Below are 23,224 nucleotides of genomic sequence, written 5' to 3'. Positions count from 1 at the left end.
AGATTCCCGGCAGTCACACTCGTTGCGCTAGGGGACGGGAGCCGTACGCATGCCCGAAGAGAAATCCGTAACCCGACCACCGATCGTCACCGCCTCGCGGATCGTCGCCGGGCTCTGCCTGGTCGTACCGCTGGTCGCCCTGCTGTGGGTCGACTCCTACTCCCGGGTGACGCCGCGGTTCATCGGAATCCCGTTCTTCTACTGGTACCAGATGCTCTGGGTACCGCTGGCCGCCGCGCTGACCTACACCGCCTATCTGCTGGTACGGCGCGAGGAGCGCCTCCGCAAGGGTGGTGAGGCGTGATGAAGGACGGCGTCAACGGCGTCGCACTCGGCGTCTGCATCTTCTTCTTCGTCGCGGTCACCGTGCTGGGCTTCCTCGCCGCCCGCTGGCGACGCGCGGAGAACGCCCTGCACCTGGACGAATGGGGCCTGGGCGGCCGGAGCTTCGGCACCTGGATCACCTGGTTCCTGCTCGGCGGCGACCTCTACACCGCGTACACCTTCGTCGCGGTCCCGGCCGCGATCTACGGGGCGGGCGCGTCCGGCTTCTTCGCGGTGCCGTACACGATCATCGTCTACCCGCTGGTCTTCCTCTTCCTGCCGCGGCTCTGGTCGGTGTCGCACAAGCACGGGTACGTGACCTCGTCGGACTTCATCCGCGGGCGGTTCGGCTCCAAGAGCCTGTCGGTCGCGATGGCGCTCACCGGGATCATCGCCACCATGCCGTACATCGCGCTGCAACTCGTCGGCATCCAGGCGGTGCTCGACGTGATGGGGGTGGGCGGCGGCGACTCCACCAACTGGTTCGTCAAGGACCTGCCGCTGCTGATCGCCTTCGGCGTGCTGGCCGCGTACACCTACTCCTCCGGGCTGCGGGCGCCGGCCCTGATCGCCTTCGTCAAGGACGCGCTGATCTACATCGTCATCGCGGTGGCGATCATCTACATCCCGTACAAGCTCGGCGGGTTCGACGCCATCTTCGACAAGGCGGACGCGGCCTACAAGGTGACCAACCCGGCCACCGGCAAGCCGCGCGGCTCACTGGTGACCGGCCCGCAGGCCCAATGGGCTTATGCCACGCTCGCGTTGGGCTCGGCGATGGCACTCTTCCTGTATCCGCACTCGGTCACCGCGGTGCTCTCCAGCCGCAGCCGCAACACCATCCGGCGCAACACCACGATCCTGCCGCTCTACTCGCTGATGCTCGGCCTGCTGGCGATGCTGGGCTTCATGGCCATCGCGGACGGCGTCGGCAAGGGCGTCAAGGGCTACAACGCCCAACTGGCCATCCCGCAGCTCTTCGAGAACATGTTCCCGTCCTGGTTCACCGGGGTGGCGTTCGCCGCCATCGCCATCGGCGCGCTGGTGCCGGCCGCGATCATGTCCATCGCCGCGGCGAACCTCTTCACCCGCAACATCTACAAGGACCTCATCAAACCCGACGCCACCCCGGCGCAGGAGACGAAGGTGTCCAAGGTGGTGTCGCTGGTGGTGAAGGTCGGCGCGCTGGTCTTCGTGCTCTCCATGGACAAGACGGTCGCGATCAACTTCCAGCTGCTGGGCGGCATCTGGATCCTGCAGACGGTGCCGGCCGTGGTCGGCGGCCTGTTCACGCGCTGGTTCCACCGCTGGGGCCTGCTGGCCGGCTGGGCGGCGGGCATGGCGTACGGCACCTGGAAGGCGTACCAGCAGTCCAGCCCGACCCAGTCGCACTTCGGCGGCAGCTCGGCGGACATCCCGGGCATCGGCGAACTGGGCTACATCGGCCTGACCGCCTTCGTCCTCAACATCGGGCTCGCGGTGGTGCTCACCCTCGTGCTGCGGGCGGTCAAGGCACCCGACGGCGTGGACGAGACCGCGCGGGCCGACTACACCGTCGAGCCTGCCGAGGTCGAGGAGCCGGGCGAGCCCGGCATCGCGGGCGTCCCGGAACCGGCCGGCGCGTAGGCCGGGCACCGGCGGTGGCGGGGGCGGTGGCGGATTCAGCGTCCGCCGCCGGCCCCGCCCCCGCCGTCCGGCGCCCGGAAGGTACGGCGGTACGCCTGCGGGGTGGTGCCGGTCCAGCCGGCGAAGTGGTGCCGCATGGTGGCCGCGTTGCCGAAGCCGGCCCGTACCGCGATGGTGTCCACCGTGTGGTCGGTGCCCTCCAGCAACTCCCGTGCCAGCAGCACCCGCTGGCCCAGCAGCCAGCGGTACGGCGTGGTGCCGGTCTCCTGCTGGAAGCGGCGGGCGAAGGTGCGCGGTGACATGTGCGCGCGGGCGGCCAGCTCCTCCACCGTCAGCTCGCGGTCCAGGTGCCGCTCCATCCAGGAGAGCACCCCGGTCACCGTGTCGCTGGTGGCCCTCGGCAGCGGCCGGTCCACGTACTGCGCCTGGCCGCCCTCACGGTGCGGCGGCACCACCATCCGCCGGGCGATGCCGTTGGCGACCGCGGTGCCCTGCTCGCGGCGCACCAGGTGCAGGCAGGCGTCGATCCCGGAGGCCGTACCGGCCGAGGTGATCACCCCGGTGTCCTCCACGTAGAGCACGTCCGGCTCCACCCGGGCCAGCGGGTAGCGCCGGGAGAGCAGTTCGGTGTGCCGCCAGTGCGCCGCGCAGCGCCGCCCGTCCAGCAGTCCTGCCGCGCCCAGCATGAAGACCCCGGAGCAGACGCTGAGCACCCAGGAGCCGCGCTCCACCGCCCGGTTGAGCGCCTTGAGCACGTCCGGCGGGAACTCCCGGCCGGCGTAGGAGTCGCCGGCCGGCACCGCGACGAGGTCGGCCTCGTCCAGCCGGTCCAGGTCGTACCGCGCGCTGACGCTGAACCCGGCGTGCGTCTCCAGCACCGGGCCCTCGGCGGAGACCACCGCGAAGTCGTAGACCGGCAGGCCCTCGTCGCTCCGGTCGAGTCCGAACACTTCGCAGACCACGCCGAGCTCGAACGGGTGGACGCCTTCCAGCAGCACCGCGGCGACGTTCTTCAGCATGCTTCCGAGGATGCCACTTGGCAGGATATTGCGGTAGTACGACAGTCCTGCCACTGTTCTCCGGTAAGCGGCAACCGCACGCTTGAGGCATGACAATCCTCCTGGACATCGCCACACTCGCCCTGCTCCTGCTCGTCCTCACCTTCGTCCCGGCGCTCGGTCTGCGCCACGACGCGAAGATCGACCGCCAGATCCGCGAGGCCCAGGCAGCGAGATCCGCCGCGGAACGGCATGGCGCGGACCGCTGACCGGGCCCGGGCCCCCGGGCCCAACCGGGGGCCCAGGCCGGGGCCCGTGACCCGGGACCCAGGCCGGGCCCGTGACCCGGGGGCCCGTGACCCGGCCTCAGACCCGCTGCAGCGTCCCGTCGGTGAGGTCCCGCGCGGCCTGTTCGCGCAGCACGTAGTGGAGCTTCTTGCCGGTGGACGTGGTCGGCAGCGCGTCCACGAAGCGGTACGCCCGCGGGCGCTTGTACGGCGCGAGCATCGGGTGGGCACGGCAGTGCTTCTCGCAGTCCGCCGCGGTCAGTTCCGGGTCCCGGCGCACCACATACGCGGTGACCAGCTGCCCCCAGCGGGGGTCCGGTGCTCCGACCACCGCCGCGTCGGCGATCCCCGGGTGCTCGTTGAGCACCTCCTCGACCTGCACCGGGTGAATGTTCTCGCCGCCCGAGATGATCATGTCGTCACGGCGGCCGACGATGGTGACGTACTCGTCCTCGTCCCAGGTCGCCAGGTCCCCGATGTACAGCCAGCCGTCGCGGTAGTTCTCGGCCTGCTCCTCGGGCCGGGCGGTGTAGGCGTAACCGGCCTTCAGCGAGCGGACGATCACCTCGCCGACCTCCGCGCCGTCCTTGGCCGCGAAGTCGTCCGGGGCGGCCCGGCGGCCGTCGTGGATCCTGACCACCGCCACGTCGTCGTCGGTACAGGCCCGCCCGGCGCTGCCCGCGTGGCCCGGCAGGTCGCTCGGGCGCAGGAAGGTGTTCCAGAACGCCTCCGTGGTGCCGTACCCGTTGAAGATCCGCGGGGTGAGCACCTCCTGGTAGCGCAGACAGGCGTGCCGCTCCAAGGGCGCGCCCATGGTCACGATGCCGCGCAGCGTCGACAGGTCGCGCGGGCGCGCCTGCTGGGCGTCGGCCAGCCGCTCCAGATTGGTCGGCGCGCCGATCAGGAAGGTCAGGCCGCGCTCCTGCACCAGGTCGAGCACGGTGTCCGGGTCGAAGTGCCGCAGCGGCACCGCTTCGGCGCCCACGTAGAAGACCGGGTTGGGACCGCCGGAGTACAGGCCGCCGCGGTGGAACCACGGCGTCATGTTCAGCGTGCGGTCCTCGGGCGTCAGCGGGAAGTGCATGATCACGTCGTGCGCGGAGAGCACCTCGGTGGCGTTGTTGAGCGGTACGCCCTTGGGCAGGCCGGTGGTGCCCGAGGTGTACAGGCGGGTGGTCTCGCCGTACAGCCCGGCGGCCGGCTGCGGCAGTTCCCCGGTGCCGCTGCCCGCCCCCCGGCTCAGCAGTGCGGCGAACGGCAGGGAGCCGGGCAGCGGGCGGGCGCCCTCGGGGGCGTCGACGTGCACCAGCACCGCGGGCCGGTGCGCGGCGATCCGCAGCGCCTGCCCGGCGCTCTCCGCCAGGGCGGTGTCGTAGACGTACGCGGTGGGCCGGCCGGTGTCCAGCGTGTGGGCCGTCTCGCCCGGTGCCAGCCGGAAGTTGGCCGGCGAGCCGACGGCGCCGAGCCGCTGGGTCGCCAGGTAGAGCAGCGCGAACTCGGGGCCGTTGAAGAGCTGGTACACCACCACGTCGCCGGGCCGTACGCCGGCCGCGGCCAGCCCGGCCGCCAGCTTCTCGACATCGGCGCCCAGCTCCGCGTACGTCCAGCTGCGGCCGCTCACCGGGTCGCTCATCGCCGTCCGCCGGGCGTACCGGTGGGTGTTGCGGCGGACGCCCGCCCAGTAGGTGAACTGCTTCTCGAAGACGTCCCGGAACGCGGCCGGGTCGTAGGACGTCCCCGCGGGTCCGGTGGGGACGCCGGACGCGTCGGACCCGTTGGACCCGTCGGAAGGGGCGGGGGAAAAATTCTCGTGCGGAGCGGTCATGGAGCGGAGGTCCTTTCACACCTGGTCACACCTGTGCGGGTCCGCGGGCGGTGGTCACACCCGGCGCAGGATCGCCACACAGTTCTGGCCGCCGAAACCGAAGGCGTTCACGGCGGCGGTCCGCACGTTCGCCTTACGGGCCCGGTGGGGTACGTAGTCGAGGTCGCACTCGTCGCCCGGCGTGTCCAGGTTGACGGTGGGCGGTACGACGCCGTCCCGGATGGCGAGCGCGCAGACCATCGCCGACAGCGCCCCGGCCGCCCCGATCAGGTGGCCGGTCATCGACTTGGGCGAGCTGACGAGCAGCCGGTCGGCGTGCGGGCCGTAGGTCTCCCGGACGGCGCGGGTCTCGATGAGGTCGTTGATCCGGGTCGAAGTGCCGTGCGCGCACACGTAGTCCACCTCGGTGGCCGGTGTGTCCGCGGCCCGCAGCGCCTTGCGCATGGCGGCCACCGCGTACGTACCGCTCGGATCGGGGGCACTGACATGGAAGGCGTCACTGGTCAGCGCGCCGCCGGCGACCTCGGCGTACGGGCGGGCGCCGCGGGCCTTGGCGTGCTCGGCCGACTCCAGGACGCAGACGACGGCGCCCTCGCCGAAGACGAAGCCGTCCCGGTCGGCGTCGAAGGGGCGGCTGGCCAGCTCCGGTTCGTCGTTGCGCTGCGACAGCGCGCCCATGGTGCTCAGCCCGGTGAACATCACCCGGGTGATGGCCGAGTCGGTGCCCCCGGCGATCACCACGTCCGCCTCGCCGGACAGGATCAGCCGGCGCGCCTCCAGCAGCGCGTGGATGCCGCTCGCGCAGGCCAGCGCGCTCGCGGTGACCGGGCCGTGCACCCCGAGGTCGATGGCCACCTCGCAGGCCGGCATGTTCGGAATGACCGAGGGCACGAAGTACGGGCTCACCTTGCGCGGGTCGGCGTGCATGGTGTCCACCGCGGCCTCGATCTCGCCCATCCCCACCACGGCGGTGTTGACGACCACCCCGACCCGCTCGGCGTCCACCCCGCCGGCGTCCTCGCCCACCACGAGGGCGGCGTCGGCGGCGGCCTCCCGCGCGGCGGCGACGGCGAGCTGGGTGAAGCGGGCCATCCGCCGCAGCCTCTTGCGGTCGAAGTGCGCGGCCGGGTCGAAGCCGCGGACCTCACCGGCGATCCGGGTGGGCAGCCCGGCGGCGTCGAAGCGGGTGATCGGGCCGATCCCGGACCGGCCGTCGAGCAGGGCCCGCCAGGTGCTCTCCCGGTCGTTGCCGACCGGGGTGATCGCGCCGAAACCCGTCACCACCACATGTCCGCTCTCCGGCATGGTGATCCTTTCCCTCCAGGCTTGATCGGTCAGGCGTCGCGCCCCGTCCCGCCCTGCCTGCCCGGCACCGACACGGCCTCCCGTCCGGTCCCGCACGTCACGCCGGTGTCCGGCGGGGCGGGTTCCGTCACTGACGAGCTGCCGTGGTGCGCGGTCATACATCCGTTATATCAGTGCGTGTACATGCATATGACGGCCGCCGGGGGCGCCCCCCGGTGACCGCCGAGCGACCGCCCATCGGCCACGGCCGACCGGAACGACCGCCGCCCAGCACTCAGGCCCGTCCGGCAATGAAGGACGCGCGACACAACATGTAGGGCTACCAACTTCGGTCGGCACTAGATGTATGCTCAACTCCGCTGCCCGCAGGGGAAGCCGGTGCGAATCCGGCGCTGCCCCGCAACGGTGAGCGGCCGCGTCCTGACGCGCCCGCACAGCCCGATCGCCTGCCGGCAACGCGCCCGCCCGCGCCCCGCCGCGCGCGAGCGCATCTGTGTCCGGGCCTCGCGGATTGGGCCTGCGGACGCGGTCCGGCATGCCCGTACGACGGCCCGGCCCTGCCCGCTTCTCCTCCCCCGCGCGGCCGCCGCGTACCAGGGAGAGAGCACCCACCACCGTGACCATCGCGCCGTCAGCCCCCGCGCCCACCGCCGCAGCGGTCCCAGCACCGCACGACGCCGCCGGAGACGAACTCCTGCGCCATCTCATCGCGCTGACCGCGGACCTCCCCGACACCGACCCCGGCCGGGTGGCCGCCGCCGCACTGCGCGGGCGCAACGCGGGCTCCGACAGCGCCGGACTCCGCACGCTGGCCACCGAGGCCGCGGCCGGCCTGATCTCCGAGGACCCGGCGTACTCGCGGCTCGCCGCCCGCCTGCTCACCCGCACCATCGCCGACGAGGCGGCCGGCCAGGGCGCCGGCTCGTTCACCGCCTCGATCGGGGTCGGCCACCGCGAGGGCCTGATCGCCGAGCGCGCCGCCGCCTTCGCCACCCGGTACGCCACCGAGCTGAACGGCCTGGCCGACCAGGCCCTCGCCGACGGCGCCGACGACCGCTTCGGCTACTTCGGGCTGCGCACCCTCTACAGCCGCTACCTGCTGCGGCACCCCATCACCCGGCAGGTCATCGAGACCCCGCAGTTCTTCATGCTGCGGGTGGCGGCCGGCCTCGCCGAGGGGGACACCCCGCAGGCGCTCACCGAAGTCGCCGCCCTCTACCGGCTGATGAGCGCCCTGGACTACCTGCCCAGCTCCCCCACCCTCTTCAACTCCGGCACCCGGCACCCGCAGATGTCCTCCTGCTACCTGCTGGACTCCCCGCTGGACGAGCTGGACTCGATCTACGACCGGTACCACCAGGTGGCCCGCCTCTCCAAGCACGCCGGCGGCATCGGCCTGCCGTTCTCCCGGATCCGCGCCCGCGGTTCGCTGATCCGCGGCACCAACGGGCACTCCAACGGCATCGTGCCGTTCCTCAAGACGCTCGACGCCTCCGTCGCCGCGGTCAACCAGGGCGGCCGGCGCAAAGGCGCCGCCGCCGTCTACCTGGAGACCTGGCACGCGGACATCGAGGAGTTCCTGGAACTGCGGGACAACACCGGCGAGGACGCCCGCCGCACCCACAACCTCAACCTGGCGCACTGGGTGCCGGACGAGTTCATGCGCCGGGTCGAGGCGGACGCCGACTGGTCGCTCTTCTCCCCGGCCGACACGCCCGGACTGGTCGACCTGTGGGGCGATAGCTTCGACGCCGCCTACCGCGCGGCCGAAGCCGCCGGCCTGGCCCAGCGCACCCTGCCCGCACGGGAGTTGTACGGCCGGATGATGCGTACCCTCGCGCAGACCGGCCAGGGCTGGATGACCTTCAAGGACGCCGCCAACCGCACCGCCAACCAGACCGCGCTGCCCGGCCACACCGTCCACTCCTCCAACCTCTGCACCGAGATCCTCGAAGTCACCGACGACGGCGAGACCGCGGTCTGCAACCTCGGCTCGGTCAACCTCGGCGCCTTCGTCACCCCGGGCGCCCCGGCCGCCGACCTCGACTGGACCCGGCTGGACGAGACCGTCCGCACCGCCATCACCTTCCTCGACCGGGTGGTGGACATCAACTTCTACCCGACCGAGCAGGCCGGCCGCTCCAACGCCAAGTGGCGCCCGGTGGGCCTGGGCGTAATGGGCCTGCAGGACGTCTTCTTCAAGCTGCGGCTGCCCTTCGACTCGCCCGAGGCGAAGGCGCTGTCCACGAAGATCGCCGAGCGGGTCATGCTCGCCGCCTACGAAGCCTCCTGCGACCTCGCCGAGCGGGCCGGCGCGCTGCCCGCCTGGGAGAAGACCAGGACCGCGCGGGGAATCCTGCACCCGGACCACTTCGGCGTGGACTTCCACTGGCCCGAGCGCTGGGCCGCGCTGCGCGAACGCGTCGCGGCCACCGGGATGCGCAACGCCCTGCTGCTGGCCATCGCCCCGACCGCGACCATCGCCTCCATCGCGGGCGCGTACGAGTGCATCGAGCCGCAGGTCTCCAACCTCTTCAAGCGCGAGACGCTCTCCGGCGAGTTCCTCCAGGTCAACTCCTACCTGGTGGCCGACCTCAAGCGGCTCGGCGTCTGGGACGCCCAGTCCCGGGAGGCGCTGCGCGACGCCAACGGCTCGGTCCAGGGCTTCAGCTGGATCCCGGCGGAGGTACGCGGGCTGTACCGCACCGCCTGGGAGATCCCGCAGCGCGGCCTGATCGACATGGCGGCGGCCCGCACCCCGTTCCTGGACCAGAGCCAGTCGCTGAACCTGTTCCTGGAGACGCCGACCATCGGCAAGCTCAGCTCGATGTACGCCTACGCCTGGAAGCAGGGCCTGAAGACCACGTACTACCTGCGGTCCCGGCCGGCCACCCGGATCGCCCGCGCCGCCCAGGCCCAGCCCACTGCCGTCATCCCGGCGCCGGCCGACCCCGAGGCGGTCGCCTGCTCCCTGGAGAACCCCGAGTCCTGCGAGGCATGCCAGTAATGACCACCACCCCCGTCTCTCCCACCGCGTCCGCCGCGTCCGCCGCCGGCGCCGAGCCCGCTGGGCCCGCCGGGCCCGTCACGAAGAACCTGCTCGACCCGGGCTTCGAGCTGACGCTGCGTCCGATGCGCTACCCGGACTTCTACGACCGCTACCGCGACGCGATCAAGAACACCTGGTCGGTGGAGGAGGTCGACCTCCACTCCGACGTCACCGACCTTGCCGGACTCACCGCCGCCGAGCAGCACTTGATCGGCCGGCTGGTCGCCTTCTTCGCCACCGGCGACTCGATCGTGGCCAACAACCTGGTGCTCACCCTCTACAAGCACATCAACTCCCCCGAGGCGCGGCTGTACCTGTCCCGGCAGCTCTTCGAGGAGGCCGTGCACGTCCAGTTCTATCTGACCCTGCTGGACACCTATCTGCCCGACCCGGAGGACCGCACGGCGGCCTTCGCCGCGGTGGAGAACATCCCGTCCATCCGGGAGAAGGCACAGTTCTGCTTCCGCTGGATGGACTCCGTCGAGACCATCGACCGGCTCGCGTCCCGCGCCGACCGCCGCCGTTTCCTGCTCAACCTGATCTGCTTCGCGGCCTGCATCGAGGGCCTGTTCTTCTACGGGGCCTTCGCGTACGTCTACTGGTTCCGCTCCCGCGGACTGCTGCACGGCCTGGCGACCGGCACCAACTGGGTCTTCCGCGACGAGACGATGCACATGAGCTTCGCCTTCGAGGTGGTCGACACCGTACGCAAAGAGGAACCCGGCCTCTTCGACGCGGAGTTGGAGCAGCAGGTCACCGACATGCTGCGCGAAGCCGTCGAGGCGGAGCTGCAGTTCGGCCGGGACCTGTGCGGCGACGGGCTGCCGGGGATGAACACCGAGTCGATGCGCGAGTATCTGGAGTGCGTGGCCGACCAGCGGCTGGTCCGGCTGGGCTTCGCGCCGGTGTACGGCTCCCAGAACCCCTTCTCCTTCATGGAGTTGCAGGGTGTCCAGGAGCTGACGAACTTCTTCGAGCGGCGGCCGTCGGCCTACCAGGTCGCCGTCGAGGGCACGGTGGCCCTGGACGAGGACTTCTGAGTGCCGCTGAGCCGCCGCCCGCTCTGACGTGACGTCCGTCCCGGACGGCTGCCGCGCCGCGCGTGTCAGTCGTTCGGGACGGTCGCGAACTTCGGGGTGGCCTCGGCCATCTGCCGCATGACGTCCTTGCGTTCGCGCTTGGAGAGCCGGTCGATGTAGAGCTGCCCGTACAGGTGCTCGGTCTCGTGCTGCAGGCAGCGCGCGAAGTAGCCGCGGCCGTGCACCCGGACCGGGTTGCCGGCGGGGTCCTGGCCGCGTACCACCGCGTAGTCGGGGCGGGCGAGTTCCATATAGGCGCCGGGCACCGACAGGCAGCCCTCGGCGGAATCGTCCAAGTGCCGCTGATCGGCGGGGAGTTCTTCCAGTACGGGGTTGCAGATCGCGCCGACGTGCCGCTGGTTCTCGTCGTCGGGGCAGTCGTAGACGAAGACCTTGAGGTCGACCCCGATCTGGTTGGCGGCCAGGCCGACGCCCTCGGCCGCCCGCTGCGAGGCGAACATGTCGTCGATCAGCGCGGCCAGCTCGTCGTCGAAGACGGTCACGTCCTTGCACTCGCGGTGCAGCACGGGATTGCCCACGACGGTGATCGGCCGGGCCGTCCCGCGCTCGCGGTGCGCCTGCTCGCGCGCCTCGGCGTCCGTGACGTCGTCGAGGAACTCCTGGCCTTGCTCGGTTTGCTGCGACATCTCCGCCTGTACGCCTTCCGGGAACGTGAACGACCGTCTCCAAGCGTACGGGTCCCCTGCGGGGGGCTGAACCGGAATCCACGGTGCCCCCGTCCGGCCGGTGGCTCGGTGCCGCTACGTCGTGGCTTGTCGCGCAGTTCCTCGCGCCCCCTCGGGGCACCCACCCCGGTGCCCAGACGTCCGCCGGTGGCCGGTTGCTCGCGCAGTTCCTCGCGCCCCTGGGGTGCTCGGCTTCCTCCGCATGACGCCCCCGGAGGCGAGAAGGCGGCAAAAAAAGGGGAAAGGGCGGCACCCACACGGACAACGGCACCGTGGACCACGGCACCCTCACTTCCGACCCGCACCCCCATAGGGCCCCCCGCCCCGTCCTCCGCCCGGAAAAACTTTCAGCAGACTTCTTCGAGGTCGCGCCAGTCGCGGGTGTTGGGGCTGTCGGCGACCCAGCTGTCCAGGAGGCCCTCCACCAGGGTCGCCGGCGCAGCGATCCCGCACTCGCGCTCCGCCGTCCACGGCACGTCCTCGCTGCCGGGACTCACATGGCTGAGGTGCCCCGGGTGGCCGGGCTCACCGTGATCGTGGGGGTCGCGGGTGGTGGCCGAGCCGTCGTCCGTGGGCATGCGGCTCTCCGAACAGGTGCGGCACAGGAGCCGTACCGAGGACGACCAGTCCTCCGCCGCGTATCCCGCCTCCGCGGCCAGCCGCTCCAGCGCGTTGCGGTCCGCCTCCGTGGCGGCCTCCAGCAGCACCAGCCAGGTCGGCACCGGCGACGGTGCCCACAGCTCGATCTCGTCGAAGACCGGGTAGACCGAGCCGCTGGTCCCGCCCTCGGTGGCCCGCTCGCCGTGCGGGACGCCGTCGTGCAGGACGACCTCGCCCCAGCGGCGGCCGGACGACGGCAGCGGGATGGAGAGCACCTCGATACGGGCCGGGTCGAGCCTGCGGCCCCACACCACCTCGGCCTCACCCTCCGGCGAGAGCCGTACCGTGGCGCTGCCCAGCGGCAGGCCGACCGACTCCTCGCCGGTGCGCTCGGCGGTCCCCGCGGGCATCCGCAGCCCGTACGCCTGCCAGGAGCGGCGGGCCAGCGGCCAGTCCTGCAGGGCGGTCGCGGCGATGCCCAGATTCCACCAGTCGGGCGCGCCGACCGGGCGGTCGAGCAGTGCGACGGCACGCAGACCCGCGATCCGGGCCTGCGTCCAGTCGTGCCGGAACTTGTGCAGCAGCGCCAGGTTGTACCAGGACTCCGAGAGCCACGGTTCCAGGTCCGCGGCCCGGGTCAGCAGCGCGCCCGCGTCCTCGTAGCGGCCGTCGTCGATCAGCGTGAACGCCCGGTCGGTGGCCTGCCGCCAGGTGGGCGACGGCCGGTGCCGCACTCTTCCGAAGATCTTCAACGTCGTATCCCGCCTGCCCGCTCAGCCGATCACTGCCAGGACGTCGCCTTCCCGCACCACGCTCTCGCCCCCCGCACGGCCCTTCGTACCAGCCCGTACGACACCAACCTTGCACACTTTGGCCGTTGTCCCCACCGGACCTCCTTGCCAACCCCACGGGCATCCAACCATGCGCAGGTGGGGGGCTGTGCGGGCGCCCGCCCGGGCAGGAGGGAGGGCGCCGCCGCTCACCCGGAAGGGTGAGATGGGGGTGGGCGTCTGGGTGCGGTGGTCAGCCGGCCGAGGGTGCCTCGGCCCCGGTACGGGTGCTGTCCGCGGCGAAGGTGTCGGCCTCGGGGATCACCTCACCGGACCGGATCAGCTCGATCCGCATCATCACCTTCGACCGCAGGTCGGTCGGCACGTCGTCCGAGCCGCAGCACCGCTTGACCAGCTTCTTCACGGCCGCCTCCAGCCCGTACTTCTCCAGGCAGGGGTGGCACTCCTCGAAGTGCTCCTTGAACTTGGCGCAGGAGTCCTCGGACATCTCGTCGTCGAGGTACTCGTAGAGGTGGTCGAGCACCTCGGAGCAGTCCGTCTCATGTGCGTTGCCGCAACTCATGAATCCGCGCCCTTCTGATCTCCCGCGCCCGCGGGGACGAGCCCGCGGTCCCGGGCGTAGTCCTCCAGCAGCTCGCGCAACTGGCGACGCCCGCGGTGCAGCCTGGACATCACCGTGCCGATGGGTGTTCCCATGATGTCCGCGATCTCCTTGTAGGCAAAGCCCTCGACGTCCGCGAGGTACACCGCGATGCGGAACTCCTCGGGGATCGCCTGGAGTGCCGACTTCACATCGGAGTCGGGCAGGTGGTCGAGCGCCTGCGACTCCGCCGAGCGCAGACCGGTCGACATGTGCGACTCGGCCCGGGCCAGCTGCCAGTCCTCGATGTCCTCCGAACCGCTGCGCAGCGGTTCGCGCTGCTTCTTGCGGTAGGAGTTGATGAAGCTGTTCGTCAGGATGCGGTAGAGCCAGGCCTTCAGGTTCGTGCCCTCGCGGAACTGGTGGAAGGACGCGTACGCCTTCGCGTACGTCTCCTGCACCAGGTCCTCGGCGTCGGCCGGATTGCGGGTCATCCGCAGCGCGGCCGAGTACATCTGGTCGAGGAAGCCCAGGGCGTCCCGCTCGAAGCGCTCGCTGCGCGCGGACTCGCTCTCCTGCGCCGACTGACCGGACGCACCCGCGGTTTCCGCCGTGCTGTCGTCGGTGCCGGTGACCGGACCCACCTCCTCAGAAACTCCAGCGCGTCCCAAAGTGGACACGCTCGTCTGGGAGGATATTGCACCGGGGATGGGCATGCCCGATGCGCCCTTGCCGTCGTCCTTCTTGCCGGACCACTCGGCCCAGTTCAAGTACGGCGCGGCAACGTCCGCCTGCGCGTTGCCCTGCGCGCTCGGCCGGCATGCGGCTGAAACCATGCGGCTGCCTCTCCTCACACCCTGTGCACTACGTCCTGTCGACATCCACAACGCAAGGGGTGCGGTGCTCATTCCCGGCCACCGTCCGCCGTTCGGGGGCTTTGCGGCCGGGGTCCGCAGCCCACGGCGGGGCGCGCCGGCGGGCGCCGCGCCTCAGCCGGCGGCGTACCCCAGCCCGGCCAGCCACGCGGTGACCGCGGTGGTCAGCGCGGTGAGTGCGGCCTCCTGGGTGACCGGGGCCCGCTTGGGCACGGCGAAACCGTGGTCGGCGTGCGGGATCTCGTACGGCGCGCGCCCGGCCGGGAACCGCGCGGGCTTCCCCATGGTGTCGTTGCCGCCCTGGACGACCAGGAGCGGACCGGTGAAGCGGGCCAGCTCGTCGGCGCGGCTCTTCTCCGGCCTGCCCGGCGGGTGCAGCGGGAAGGCCAGCGCGAGAACGGCCGCGGCGCCCAGCGGACCGGCGGTCCGGCAGGCCACCCGCGCGCCGGCGCTGCGCCCCCCGGCCACCACCGGCAGCCCGGGCTCGGTGAGGGCGGGCCACAGTGCGCTCCAGCAGGCGTCGAGGGTCTTGGGCGCGGGGGCCAGCTTCTTGCCCGCGACCCGCCAGGGCTGTTCCACCAGCGCCACCGTCACCCCGTGCGCGGGCAGCGCGGCGGCCAGCGCCACCAGGTCGCGGGCCTCGATGCCGCCGCCCGCGCCGTGCCCGAGCGCCAGCACGCTGCGGGCCCGGCCGGCCGCGGAGGCCGCCGCGTACCAGGTGATACGGGCCGGCCCTGCCGGGGTGGGGACGCTCACCGCGGCCGGGTGTCCCGGGCGTTCCGGCTGGTCGGGCCGTTCGGGCTGGTCGGGCTGTTCCGATGCGTGCATCAGAACAGTGTCTCCTCCTCGGGTGCCGCCAGCTCCGTCAGCAGCTCTGGGCCGTTGTTCTGCACGCTGCTGACCGCGGTGCCGACCGGGTAGGCCCGCAGCAGCCCGCCGGGCGGCGGCGCGAGGAGGTCGTGGAGGGTGTCCGGGTCGGTGGTGGCCGGATCGAGCCAGGCCGCCCACCGGTCCGGGGGGAGCATCAGCGGCATCCGCGGGTGGATATCGGCCAGCGACCGCGGCCCGTGGCCGTCGTACCCGGCCAGGTCGGTGGTCTCGGCGGCGGTGGTGACCACGGTGCAGGTGGTCCACCAGGCCCGCGGGTGGTCGTCCGGCAGTGTCGCGTCACGCCAGAACTCGTACAGCCCGGCCATCGCGAAGACCGAGCCGTCGGCCGGGGTGACGAAGTACGGCTGCTTGCGCGACCGCTTCTTCTTCCCCTGCTCCTCCAGCTGCCGCTCCTGGGAGCCGGTCAGCCACTCGTAGTAGCCGTCGGCGGGTATCAGGCAGCGCCGGGCGGTCAGCGCCCGGCGGAAGGAGGGCTTCTCGTGCGCGGTCTCGGCCCGCGCGTTGATCAGCCGCGCCCCGCCGTCGGGGGTCTTCGCCCAGGAGGGGACGAGTCCCCAGCGCAGCACCCGCAGCTGCCGTACCGGTTCCGGGGAACCGGAGTCCCGCACCGGACGGTCCAGTACGGCGTAGACGTCTTTCGTCGGAGCGACGTTCCAGTCGGGCGCGATGGTCTCGGTGGGCTCCCACTTCTTCACCTCGAAGAGGCCCACAAGATCTTCGGGTTTCCTGCTCGCCGCATATCGACCGCACATGACTGCAACACTGCCACGACCACGGCCCCGGACGGCAAGTCCCTGGGCCTCACCCACCCCCCGCTCCACCCGCCCCGGACCGTCCGGGCCATCCCGCACAGGAAGCAGAGGAACGATCCCCGTATGAACGTCGCGAGCATCACCGAGATGTGGCACCGGCTGACCGGCACCCAGCCCGACCCCTCGCGCTGGCTGATCGGGGCCACCGCGCTGTTCGCCCTCGCCGCGGTGCTGACCCGGAGCGTGTGGCACATCGTCCGCAACGCGGTGACCATCGCGCACGAGGGCGGCCACGGACTGGTCGCGCTGCTCTCCGGCCGCCGGCTGGACGGTATACGTCTGCATTCGGACACCTCGGGCCTGACCGTCTCGCGCGGCAAGCCGCACGGCCCCGGCATGGTGCTGACCGCCGCGGCCGGCTACACCGCCCCGCCGCTGCTGGGCCTGGCCGGGGCCGCGCTGCTGGCGGCAGGACACATCACCGCGCTGCTCTGGGGCGCGACCCTCCTGCTGCTGGTCATGCTGGTGATGATCCGCAACGCGTACGGCGCGCTGACCGTGGTGATCACCGCGGCGCTGTTCCTGCTGGTCTCGTGGCTGACCAAGGCGCAGGTGCAGGCGGCGTTCGCGTATCTGGTGGTGTGGTTCCTGCTGGCCGGCGGGGTCCGGCCGGTCGCCGAGCTGCAGCGCACCAGGCGGCGGGACCGCAGCGGCTCCTCGGACGCCGACCAGCTGGCCCGGCTCACCCACACCCCGGCGGCGCTGTGGATGCTGCTGTTTTACGCCGTCGCTTTCTTCTCCCTGATCGGCGGCGCGCGCTGGCTGCTGCTCCAGTAAGGCTCTGGCCTGCGCTTCCCTGCTCGCGGGTCAGGAGTGGCAGGGTGCGTCGCACATCCTGTTTCCAGCAGGTTTCGGCCGATTCGCCGACTTATCTCCCTGTACCGCAGCCACTACGCTTGGGCCTCATGACCGACCGCACCGTGCAGACCGACCTCTGGCCGGCCCCGACCGCGCCCGGTGCCGTGGACGCGAATGTCACGGTGCCCGGGTCCAAGTCGGTGACCAATCGCGCCCTGGTGCTGGCCGCCCATTCCAGTGAGCCCGGATGGGTGCGCCGGCCGCTGCGCAGCCGTGACACCGCGCTGATGGCGAACGCCCTGCGTGCCATGGGCGTACAGATCGACGAGACGGTGAATCCGTCCGGCGGCGAGGCCTGGCGGATCATCCCGGCCGGGCTGCACGGCCCGGCCACCATCGACGTCGGCAACGCCGGCACCGTGATGCGCTTCCTGCCGCCGGTGGCGGCGCTCGCCGACGGACCGGTCCGCTTCGAGGGCGACGCCCGGGCGTACGAGCGCCCGCTGCACGGCGTGATCGACGCGCTGCGCGAGCTGGGCGCGAGGATCGACGACGAGGGCCGCGGGTCGCTGCCGCTCACCGTGCACGGCGCCGGTTCACTGGCCGGCGGCGCGGTGGAGGTGGACGCGTCCTCCTCCTCGCAGTTCATCAGCGCGCTGCTGCTCTCCGGGCCGCGCTTCAACAAGGGCCTGGAGCTGCGCCACACCGGCCGCAGCCTGCCCTCGCTGCCGCACATCCTGATGACCGTGGACATGCTGCGGAAGGCCGGCGCCAAGGTCGACACCCCGCAGGACGGCGGCCCCCGCGACATGTGGCGGGTCGCGCCGAGCGCGCTGCTCGGCCGCGATCTGACCGTGGAGCCCGACCTGTCCAACGCGGCGCCCTTCCTCGCCGCCGCCCTGGTCACCGGCGGCCGGGTCACCATCCCTGGCTGGCCGCGGCGCACCACCCAGCCCGGCGACGCGCTGCGCGGACTTTTCACCCGGATGGGCGGCAGCTGCGAGCTGACCGACCACGGCCTGACGCTCAAGGGCTCCGGCAGAGTGCACGGCATCACCGCCGATCTGCACGAGGTCGGCGAGCTGACGCCGGTGATCGCCGCGGCCGCGGCGGTGGCCGACGGGGAGTCGCATCTCACCGGGATCGCGCATCTGCGGCTGCACGAGACGGACCGGCTGGCCGCGCTGGCCAAGGAGATCAACGGGCTCGGCGGCGACGTCACCGAGACCGAGGACGGCCTGCGGGTCCAGCCGGCGCCGCTGCACGGCGGGGTCTTCCACACCTACGAGGACCACCGCCTCGCCACCGCCGGCGCCGTGCTCGGCCTGGTGGTCCCGGGCGTCGAGGTGGAGAACGTGGCGACGACGGCGAAGACGCTGCCGGACTTCCCCGAGCTGTGGAGGGCCATGCTCGACGGGCCCGCGACCGGAACGCGGGGCTGACGGCAAGCGATGCGCCGCTACGGCAAGAACCCCGACGAGGACGACGTACGTGTCCGCCCCAACGCGAAGGGCAACCGGCCCCGGACCAGCATCCGCCCCAAGCACGAGGACGCCACCGAGGGCATGGTGCTCACCGTGGACCGCGGCCGGCTGACGGTGCTGGTCGACGACCGCCAGGTGGTCGCGATGAAGGCCCGCGAGCTGGGCCGCAAGTCCGCGGTGGTCGGCGACCGGGTGGCGGTGGTCGGCGACCTGTCCGGCGCCAAGGACACCCTGGCCCGGGTGGTGCGGGTCGAGGAGCGCACCTCGGTGCTGCGCCGTACCGCCGACGACACCGATCCGTACGAGCGGGTGATCGTCGCCAACGCCGACCAGCTGGCCATCGTCACCGCGCTGGCCCAGCCCGAGCCCCGGCCCCGGATGATCGACCGGGCACTGGTCGCCGCCTTCGACGCCGGGCTCGAACCGCTCCTGGTGCTCACCAAGTCCGACCTGGCCTCTCCGGACGAACTGCTGGAGACCTACGGCGCACTGGACCTGTCGTACGTGGTCACCAACCGGGACGACTTCCTGACCGGCGGGGTCGACCAGATCCGCGAGCGGCTCAAGGGGCATGTCACCGCCTTCGTCGGGCACAGCGGCGTCGGCAAGACCACGCTGGTCAACGCGCTGGTGGACCGGCAGCGCAGCACCGGCCACGTCAACGCGGTGACCGGGCGCGGCCGGCACACCACCACCTCGGCGCTGGCGCTTCCCCTGCCGGGGGACTCCGGCTGGGTGATCGACACCCCGGGCGTACGGTCCTTCGGGCTGCACCACATCGACCCCTCCCGGGTCATCCAGGCGTTCCCCGATCTCGTGCCGGGCACCGAGGAGTGCCCGCGCGGCTGCACCCACGACGAACCCGAGTGCGCGCTCGACGCCTGGGTGGCCGCGGGGCATGCCGAACCGGCCCGGCTGGACTCGCTGCGGCGGCTGCTGGCCACCAGGGAACGCCGCGAGGGCGACTGACGGGCAGACAGCGGAGCCTCGGGGTACGGGAGTGACTGCTCCCTCCCGTATCCTCATCGTTTGCGGGCATGCTGTGTGATGATCAGCAGCGCCCTGTGCGGGAATACGTGCACTGTGCACGGGCGACAGAACGAGCGGGAACGGAGGCACCCCCGATGGCCTGGCTACTGGTGGTGGTCGCGGGCATCTTCGAGACGGGGTTCGCGGTGTGCCTCAAGCTCTCGCACGGCTTCAGCCGGCTCTGGCCGACCATTGCCTTCTGCCTCTTCGCCCTCGGCTCCTTCGGGCTCCTCACGCTCTCCCTGAAGAAGCTCGACGTCGGCCCGGCGTACGCGGTCTGGACCGGCATCGGCGCGGCGGGCACGGCGATCTACGGCATGGCCTTCCTGGGCGACATGGTCTCGGCGCTGAAGCTGGTCTCCATCTCCTTCGTGATCGTCGGCGTCATCGGCCTGCAGATCTCCGGCTCCTCGCACTGACCCGGCCCGCCGACCGGGTCCGCCGGCCTGGCCCGCCGGCCGGGCGTCATCTCGCCGGCCACACCAGCAAGCTCCGCACCAACTGGCCGACCCGCAGGCATGCCGCCTCGTCGGACGGCGCCGGGGCGATCACGTAGGAGACGGTGAGGCGGATGGCGGCCTCGCAGGCCCAGGCGATGTCCTCGCGGCGCAGCCGGGGGAATGCCTGGGCGAGGGCGGCGACGGTGCGGGTGTGGAGGGCGGACACCAGGTCGGGCAGCGGCGGGCGCAAGTCCCGGTGACCGGTGAGGGCCGCCCGGACCAGCGGGCTGCGGCGGGCGGTGCGCAGGGTCCAGCCCGCGGCGGCGGCGAAGCACTCCCCCGGGTCGCCGCCGTCGCGCCCGGCCAGCGTCAACGCCCGCTCGACACCTGCCAGATACGTATCGGTCTCGCGCCGGATCAGCGCCCGCGCCAGCCCTTCCTTGCTGCGGAACTCGTTGTAGAGGGTCTGCCGGGAGACCCCGGCCGCGGCCGCCACGTCGACCATGCGGACCGCTGTCCACGGCCGTTCCCCGAGCACGGTGAAGGCCGCGTCCAGTAGTGTCTCCCTGGCAGTAGGCATCATTGCCTCCAAACCACCGCAATCTGCCCCGCGGACGGGCGGCCGTCCCGAAAGAATTGACGCGGCGTCCGGTGCTGTCAAGGCTTCGCGCGGGGCACACCGGAGCGGGGTACCCGCCGGATCGCTAGGGTTCGCCATATGCCCGATTACAACGACGATCTGCGCCTTGCCCACGTCCTTGCCGACGCCGCCGACGCCGCGACCATGGCCCGCTTCAAGGCACTTGACCTGAAGGTCGAGACCAAGCCGGACCTGACGCCGGTCAGCGAAGCGGACAAGGCGGCCGAGGAGCTGATCCGCAACCACCTGGCCAGGGCACGTCCACGCGACGCGGTGCTGGGCGAGGAGTACGGCGCCGACGGCGGCGGCCCGCGCCGCTGGATCGTCGACCCGATCGACGGCACCAAGAACTACGTCCGCGGGGTGCCGGTCTGGGCCACCCTGATCGCGCTCGCGGACCGCGGCGAGGACGGCGACGAGGTGGTGGTCGGCCTGGTCTCCGCCCCCGCGCTGAGCCGCCGCTGGTGGGCGGCGAAGGGCTCCGGCGCCTTCACCGGGCGCAGCCTGACCTCGGCGACCCGGCTGCACGTCTCCAGCGTCGGCCGGATCGAGGACGCCTCCTTCGCCTACTCCTCGCTGGGCGGCTGGGAGGAGCTGGGCCGCATGGAGAACTTCCTCGACCTGACCCGTGACTGCTGGCGGACCCGCGGCTACGGGGACTTCTGGCCGTACATGATGGTCGCCGAGGGCTCCGTGGACATCTGCGCCGAGCCCGAGCTGAGCCTGTGGGACATGGCCGCCAACGACGTGATCGTCCGGGAGGCCGGCGGCACTTTCACCTCGCTCGACGGGGTGCGGGGTCCGTTCGGCGGCAACGCGGCGGCGTCCAACGGGCTGCTGCACGAAGAGCTGTTGGGGTATCTGGGCGGGGAGTGACCCGCCGCCGCGGGGCGCGTTCGCCAATTCCTCGCGGAACCAGTACCTCCGCACGCCCCCTTGCCGGGTCCCGCGGAGCATGTGAACATGAGAATACCCCCGCTTGTGAACTTGTGAATGAGTTCACACAACGGCTTCCCCCGCCAGGAGGTGCCTGTTCCCATGCTGGTCCGCGACGCGATGAGCACGGTGGTTCTCACCATCGGCCCCGCCCATACCCTCCGCCAGGCCGCCCAGCTGATGTCCGCCCGCCGGGTCGGCGCGGCGATCGTCTTCGACCCCGAGACCTTCGGTCTCGGGATACTGACCGAGCGCGACATCCTCAACGCGATCGGCGCGGGTCTCGATCCCGACCAGGAACCCGTCCACGCCCACACCACGACCGACGTCGTCTTCGCCGCTCCGCAGTGGACCCTCGACGACGCCGCGGCGGCCATGCTGCGCGGCAACTTCCGCCACCTCATCGTGCTGGAGAGCGGCCTCGAACCCATGGGCGTCGTCTCCGTCCGCGACATCGTCCGCTGCTGGTCGCCCACCAAGGCGGCGGTCCCGGCCTGAGAGCCGGCCGGACCCGCCCGCGCGCATGGCGATGGGGCCGGAGCCCAGTGGCGTCCGGCCCCATCGGCCTCACGGTCAAGCGGTCGGATCAGCCGCGGAGGGCCTGGACCGCGGTGTCGAGCCGCTTGCCGTAGTCAGCGTCCGCCTGGCGGAAGTTGTTGATCGCGCGCTCGATGATGTCGTCACGCGACACCTTGGCGATCATGCCCGCGAGGTTGTCGATCAGGCGGGTCTTCTCGTCCTCGGACATCAGCCGGTAGAGGTTGCCGGCCTGCACGAAGTCGTTGTCCTCGGCGTGCGAGGGCGCCGCGCTGTATTGCGTGGCACCGCTCACCTGGGCCGCCTCCCACAGCGGACGGCCGGTCTCGAACGGGCCGCCGAAGCTGTTCGGCTCGTAGTTCTTGGCGCCGGCGTGCCGCCCGTCGTACAGGAAGCCGTCCCGGCTGTGGGTGCGCGCCTCGGCGGCGTGCGGCCGGTTCACCGGCAGGTGGTCGGCGTTGACGCCGACCCGGTAGCGGTGCGCGTCGCCGTAGGCGAAGAGCCGGCCCTGGAGCATCTTGTCCGGGGACGGGCCGATGCCGGGCACGAAGTGCGCCGGGCTGAAGATCGACTGCTCGACCTCGGCGAAGACGTTCTCCGGGTTGCGGTTGAGCTCCAGCTTGCCGATCTCGATCGGCGGGTAGTCCGCGTGCGGCCACACCTTGGTCAGGTCGAACGGGTTGAAGCGGTACGTCGCCGCGTCGGCCGCCGGCATCACCTGGATCTGCACCGTCCAGCTCGGGAACTCCCCGCGCTCGATGGCCTCGCGCAGGTCGCGCTGGTGGCTGTCGGTGTCCTCGCCGGCGAGCTTGACGGCCTCGTCCTGGGTGAGGGTCTTGATCCCCTGGTCGGTCTTGAAGTGGTACTTGACCCAGAAGACCTCGCCGGCCTCGTTGCTCCACTGGTACGTGTGGGAGCCGTAGCCGTTCATGTGGCGGTAGCTGGCCGGGATGCCGCGGTCACCGAAGAGCCAGGTCACCTGGTGCGTCGACTCCGGGCTCAGACCCCAGAAGTCCCAGATGTTCTCCGCCTCCTGCGAGCCGGTGTACGGGTCGCGCTTCTGGGTGTGGATGAAGTCCGGGAACTTGAGGGCGTCCTTGATGAAGAACACCGGGGTGTTGTTCCCGACGAGGTCGTAGTTGCCGTCCTCGGTGTAGAACTTCAGCGCGAAGCCGCGCGGGTCGCGCACCGCGTCCGCCGAGCCGAGGTTGCCCGCGACGGTGGAGAACCGCAGGAAGGTCTCGGTCTGCTTGCCGACCTCGGAGAGGAACTTCGCCCGGGTCCACTGCGAGACGTCGCGGGTGAGGGTGAAGGTGCCGTACGCACCGGCGCCGCGGGCGTGCACGACGCGCTCCGGGATGCGCTCCCGGTTGAAGTGCGCGAGCTTCTCCAGCAGGTGCTGGCTCTGGACCAGAACGGGACCGCCGAGGCCGGCCGTCTCGCTGTTCTGGTTGTCCGCAACGGGTGCACCGGACTCCGTGGTCAGCGGACCCGTCTCCTGAACAGTCACGTATGTCTCCCTGGATTCGACCTGTCCCTCGGCTGTCGCCAGACTCGATCCTACGATAGACACTGTCCAAGTCAAGAAGAGCACCAGTCAAAGACTCACTCAGAATCCGTATGCCCACTGTT

At 71.5% G+C, this 23,224-nt stretch carries 22 protein-coding genes; 11 read left to right on the top strand and 11 right to left on the bottom strand.

Annotation, left to right across the window (positions count from 1 at the left end; all coding sequences use genetic code 11):
- Nucleotides 1–49: 49 nt before the first annotated feature.
- Nucleotides 50–304 carry a DUF3311 domain-containing protein gene (locus tag OG552_RS24285; RefSeq protein WP_329136294.1) on the top strand — a complete coding sequence of 85 codons (255 nt, stop codon included), beginning with the start codon at nucleotides 50–52 and terminating at the stop codon, nucleotides 302–304.
- On the top strand, nucleotides 304–1,950 hold the full coding sequence (gene mctP / locus OG552_RS24280; RefSeq protein ID WP_329141074.1) for a monocarboxylate uptake permease MctP: 1,647 nt from the start codon (nucleotides 304–306) through the stop codon (nucleotides 1,948–1,950). Before OG552_RS24285 ends, mctP begins: the two co-directional genes overlap by 1 nt.
- Before the next feature lie 35 nt (nucleotides 1,951–1,985).
- Here mctP and OG552_RS24275 read toward each other — a convergent pair whose 3' ends face one another.
- Nucleotides 1,986–2,969, bottom strand: coding sequence for a GlxA family transcriptional regulator (locus OG552_RS24275; RefSeq protein ID WP_329136292.1), 984 nt, complete (start codon nucleotides 2,967–2,969; stop codon nucleotides 1,986–1,988).
- A gap of 89 nt (nucleotides 2,970–3,058) precedes the next feature.
- On the opposite strand from OG552_RS24275, the gene OG552_RS24270 reads away from it, so the two are divergent.
- Nucleotides 3,059–3,217: a hypothetical protein gene (locus tag OG552_RS24270; RefSeq protein ID WP_329136290.1), complete on the top strand. Its 159-nt coding sequence runs from the start codon at nucleotides 3,059–3,061 to the stop codon at nucleotides 3,215–3,217.
- Between the two features lie 97 nt (nucleotides 3,218–3,314).
- On the opposite strand, the gene OG552_RS24265 is transcribed toward OG552_RS24270, so the two are convergent.
- Together OG552_RS24265 and fabF are read right to left on the bottom strand one after the other, a co-directional pair.
- Complete coding sequence (locus OG552_RS24265; protein WP_329136288.1) at nucleotides 3,315–5,060, bottom strand: class I adenylate-forming enzyme family protein; 1,746 nt, start codon at nucleotides 5,058–5,060, stop codon at nucleotides 3,315–3,317.
- 54 nt (nucleotides 5,061–5,114) lie between these two features.
- Nucleotides 5,115–6,344, bottom strand: coding sequence for a beta-ketoacyl-ACP synthase II (gene fabF / locus OG552_RS24260; protein WP_329141072.1), 1,230 nt, complete (start codon nucleotides 6,342–6,344; stop codon nucleotides 5,115–5,117).
- Nucleotides 6,345–6,981: 637 nt separating this feature from the next.
- Here fabF and OG552_RS24255 point away from each other — a divergent pair.
- A complete protein-coding gene (locus tag OG552_RS24255) occupies nucleotides 6,982–9,372 on the top strand; it encodes a ribonucleoside-diphosphate reductase subunit alpha (protein ID WP_443071019.1) in 2,391 nt (796 codons plus the stop codon).
- Nucleotides 9,373–9,497: 125 nt separating this feature from the next.
- On the top strand, nucleotides 9,498–10,454 hold the full coding sequence (locus OG552_RS24250; RefSeq protein WP_443071192.1) for a ribonucleotide-diphosphate reductase subunit beta: 957 nt from the start codon (nucleotides 9,498–9,500) through the stop codon (nucleotides 10,452–10,454).
- A 65-nt stretch (nucleotides 10,455–10,519) separates the two neighbouring features.
- Here the strand turns inward: OG552_RS24250 and def are convergent, their stop codons facing one another.
- The 6 genes from def to OG552_RS24220 all read right to left on the bottom strand — a co-directional run bounded on the left by def (nucleotide 10,520) and on the right by OG552_RS24220 (nucleotide 15,668).
- On the bottom strand, nucleotides 10,520–11,140 hold the full coding sequence (def, locus tag OG552_RS24245; protein WP_329136284.1) for a peptide deformylase: 621 nt from the start codon (nucleotides 11,138–11,140) through the stop codon (nucleotides 10,520–10,522).
- A gap of 386 nt (nucleotides 11,141–11,526) precedes the next feature.
- Nucleotides 11,527–12,531, bottom strand: a complete 1,005-nt coding sequence (locus OG552_RS24240) for a tetratricopeptide repeat protein (RefSeq protein WP_329136282.1) — start codon at nucleotides 12,529–12,531, stop codon at nucleotides 11,527–11,529.
- A gap of 271 nt (nucleotides 12,532–12,802) precedes the next feature.
- Entirely contained in the window at nucleotides 12,803–13,132 is a 330-nt protein-coding gene (gene rsrA, locus OG552_RS24235) for a mycothiol system anti-sigma-R factor (RefSeq protein WP_329136280.1), read from the bottom strand.
- Nucleotides 13,129–13,794: a sigma-70 family RNA polymerase sigma factor gene (locus OG552_RS24230; protein WP_443071191.1), complete on the bottom strand. Its 666-nt coding sequence runs from the start codon at nucleotides 13,792–13,794 to the stop codon at nucleotides 13,129–13,131. Before OG552_RS24230 ends, rsrA begins: the two co-directional genes overlap by 4 nt.
- A gap of 345 nt (nucleotides 13,795–14,139) precedes the next feature.
- On the bottom strand, nucleotides 14,140–14,853 hold the full coding sequence (locus OG552_RS24225) for an alpha/beta hydrolase family protein (protein WP_329136276.1): 714 nt from the start codon (nucleotides 14,851–14,853) through the stop codon (nucleotides 14,140–14,142).
- The gene (locus OG552_RS24220) at nucleotides 14,853–15,668 is read right to left on the bottom strand and encodes an SOS response-associated peptidase (protein ID WP_329136274.1); all 816 of its coding nucleotides are present in this window, start codon (nucleotides 15,666–15,668) and stop codon (nucleotides 14,853–14,855) included. Before OG552_RS24220 ends, OG552_RS24225 begins: the two co-directional genes overlap by 1 nt.
- Before the next feature lie 123 nt (nucleotides 15,669–15,791).
- On the opposite strand from OG552_RS24220, the gene OG552_RS24215 reads away from it, so the two are divergent.
- From OG552_RS24215 to OG552_RS24200, 4 genes are all read left to right on the top strand, one after another.
- Nucleotides 15,792–16,505 (top strand): M50 family metallopeptidase, encoded by a 714-nt coding sequence (locus OG552_RS24215; RefSeq protein WP_329136273.1) that lies wholly within the window; start codon nucleotides 15,792–15,794, stop codon nucleotides 16,503–16,505.
- A gap of 128 nt (nucleotides 16,506–16,633) precedes the next feature.
- Complete coding sequence (aroA, locus tag OG552_RS24210) at nucleotides 16,634–17,968, top strand: 3-phosphoshikimate 1-carboxyvinyltransferase (protein ID WP_329136271.1); 1,335 nt, start codon at nucleotides 16,634–16,636, stop codon at nucleotides 17,966–17,968.
- Nucleotides 17,969–17,977: 9 nt separating this feature from the next.
- Nucleotides 17,978–18,979, top strand: a complete 1,002-nt coding sequence (gene rsgA / locus OG552_RS24205; RefSeq protein WP_329136269.1) for a ribosome small subunit-dependent GTPase A — start codon at nucleotides 17,978–17,980, stop codon at nucleotides 18,977–18,979.
- Nucleotides 18,980–19,134: 155 nt separating this feature from the next.
- A complete protein-coding gene (locus OG552_RS24200) occupies nucleotides 19,135–19,458 on the top strand; it encodes a DMT family transporter (protein WP_329136267.1) in 324 nt (107 codons plus the stop codon).
- A gap of 46 nt (nucleotides 19,459–19,504) precedes the next feature.
- Here OG552_RS24200 and OG552_RS24195 read toward each other — a convergent pair whose 3' ends face one another.
- Nucleotides 19,505–20,059 carry a TetR/AcrR family transcriptional regulator gene (locus OG552_RS24195; RefSeq protein WP_329136265.1) on the bottom strand — a complete coding sequence of 185 codons (555 nt, stop codon included), beginning with the start codon at nucleotides 20,057–20,059 and terminating at the stop codon, nucleotides 19,505–19,507.
- 138 nt (nucleotides 20,060–20,197) lie between these two features.
- On the opposite strand from OG552_RS24195, the gene hisN reads away from it, so the two are divergent.
- Nucleotides 20,198–20,995, top strand: a complete 798-nt coding sequence (hisN, locus tag OG552_RS24190; RefSeq protein ID WP_329136263.1) for a histidinol-phosphatase — start codon at nucleotides 20,198–20,200, stop codon at nucleotides 20,993–20,995.
- A gap of 162 nt (nucleotides 20,996–21,157) precedes the next feature.
- Nucleotides 21,158–21,553, top strand: a complete 396-nt coding sequence (locus OG552_RS24185; protein ID WP_329141068.1) for a CBS domain-containing protein — start codon at nucleotides 21,158–21,160, stop codon at nucleotides 21,551–21,553.
- Nucleotides 21,554–21,641: 88 nt separating this feature from the next.
- On the opposite strand, the gene OG552_RS24180 is transcribed toward OG552_RS24185, so the two are convergent.
- Nucleotides 21,642–23,102 (bottom strand): catalase, encoded by a 1,461-nt coding sequence (locus tag OG552_RS24180; protein WP_329136260.1) that lies wholly within the window; start codon nucleotides 23,100–23,102, stop codon nucleotides 21,642–21,644.
- Between the last annotated feature and the right edge of the window lie 122 nt (nucleotides 23,103–23,224).

This window comes from Streptomyces sp. NBC_01476 (assembly GCF_036227265.1).
Classification (GTDB): Bacteria; Actinomycetota; Actinomycetes; order Streptomycetales; family Streptomycetaceae; genus Actinacidiphila.
The sequence above is the reverse complement of the archived record's forward strand: the minus strand, read 5'-3'. Positions and strand labels throughout refer to the sequence as shown.

Excerpts from the sequence above, each read along its gene's own strand:
- OG552_RS24275 (WP_329136292.1), bottom strand. The coding sequence starts at position 2,969 with ATGCTGAAGAACGTCGCCGCGGTGCTGCTGGAAGGCGTCCACCCGTTC.
- rsgA (WP_329136269.1), top strand. The coding sequence starts at position 17,978 with ATGCGCCGCTACGGCAAGAACCCCGACGAGGACGACGTACGTGTCCGC.
- aroA (WP_329136271.1), top strand. The coding sequence starts at position 16,634 with ATGACCGACCGCACCGTGCAGACCGACCTCTGGCCGGCCCCGACCGCG.
- mctP (WP_329141074.1), top strand. The coding sequence starts at position 304 with ATGAAGGACGGCGTCAACGGCGTCGCACTCGGCGTCTGCATCTTCTTC.
- OG552_RS24200 (WP_329136267.1), top strand. The coding sequence starts at position 19,135 with ATGGCCTGGCTACTGGTGGTGGTCGCGGGCATCTTCGAGACGGGGTTC.
- OG552_RS24215 (WP_329136273.1), top strand. The coding sequence starts at position 15,792 with ATGAACGTCGCGAGCATCACCGAGATGTGGCACCGGCTGACCGGCACC.
- OG552_RS24195 (WP_329136265.1), bottom strand. The coding sequence starts at position 20,059 with ATGCCTACTGCCAGGGAGACACTACTGGACGCGGCCTTCACCGTGCTC.
- OG552_RS24265 (WP_329136288.1), bottom strand. The coding sequence starts at position 5,060 with ATGACCGCTCCGCACGAGAATTTTTCCCCCGCCCCTTCCGACGGGTCC.
- OG552_RS24285 (WP_329136294.1), top strand. The coding sequence starts at position 50 with ATGCCCGAAGAGAAATCCGTAACCCGACCACCGATCGTCACCGCCTCG.
- OG552_RS24225 (WP_329136276.1), bottom strand. The coding sequence starts at position 14,853 with ATGCACGCATCGGAACAGCCCGACCAGCCCGAACGGCCCGACCAGCCG.
- def (WP_329136284.1), bottom strand. The coding sequence starts at position 11,140 with ATGTCGCAGCAAACCGAGCAAGGCCAGGAGTTCCTCGACGACGTCACG.
- OG552_RS24220 (WP_329136274.1), bottom strand. The coding sequence starts at position 15,668 with ATGTGCGGTCGATATGCGGCGAGCAGGAAACCCGAAGATCTTGTGGGC.
- OG552_RS24250 (WP_443071192.1), top strand. The coding sequence starts at position 9,498 with ATGCGCTACCCGGACTTCTACGACCGCTACCGCGACGCGATCAAGAAC.
- rsrA (WP_329136280.1), bottom strand. The coding sequence starts at position 13,132 with ATGAGTTGCGGCAACGCACATGAGACGGACTGCTCCGAGGTGCTCGAC.
- OG552_RS24185 (WP_329141068.1), top strand. The coding sequence starts at position 21,158 with ATGCTGGTCCGCGACGCGATGAGCACGGTGGTTCTCACCATCGGCCCC.
- OG552_RS24270 (WP_329136290.1), top strand. The coding sequence starts at position 3,059 with ATGACAATCCTCCTGGACATCGCCACACTCGCCCTGCTCCTGCTCGTC.
- hisN (WP_329136263.1), top strand. The coding sequence starts at position 20,198 with ATGCCCGATTACAACGACGATCTGCGCCTTGCCCACGTCCTTGCCGAC.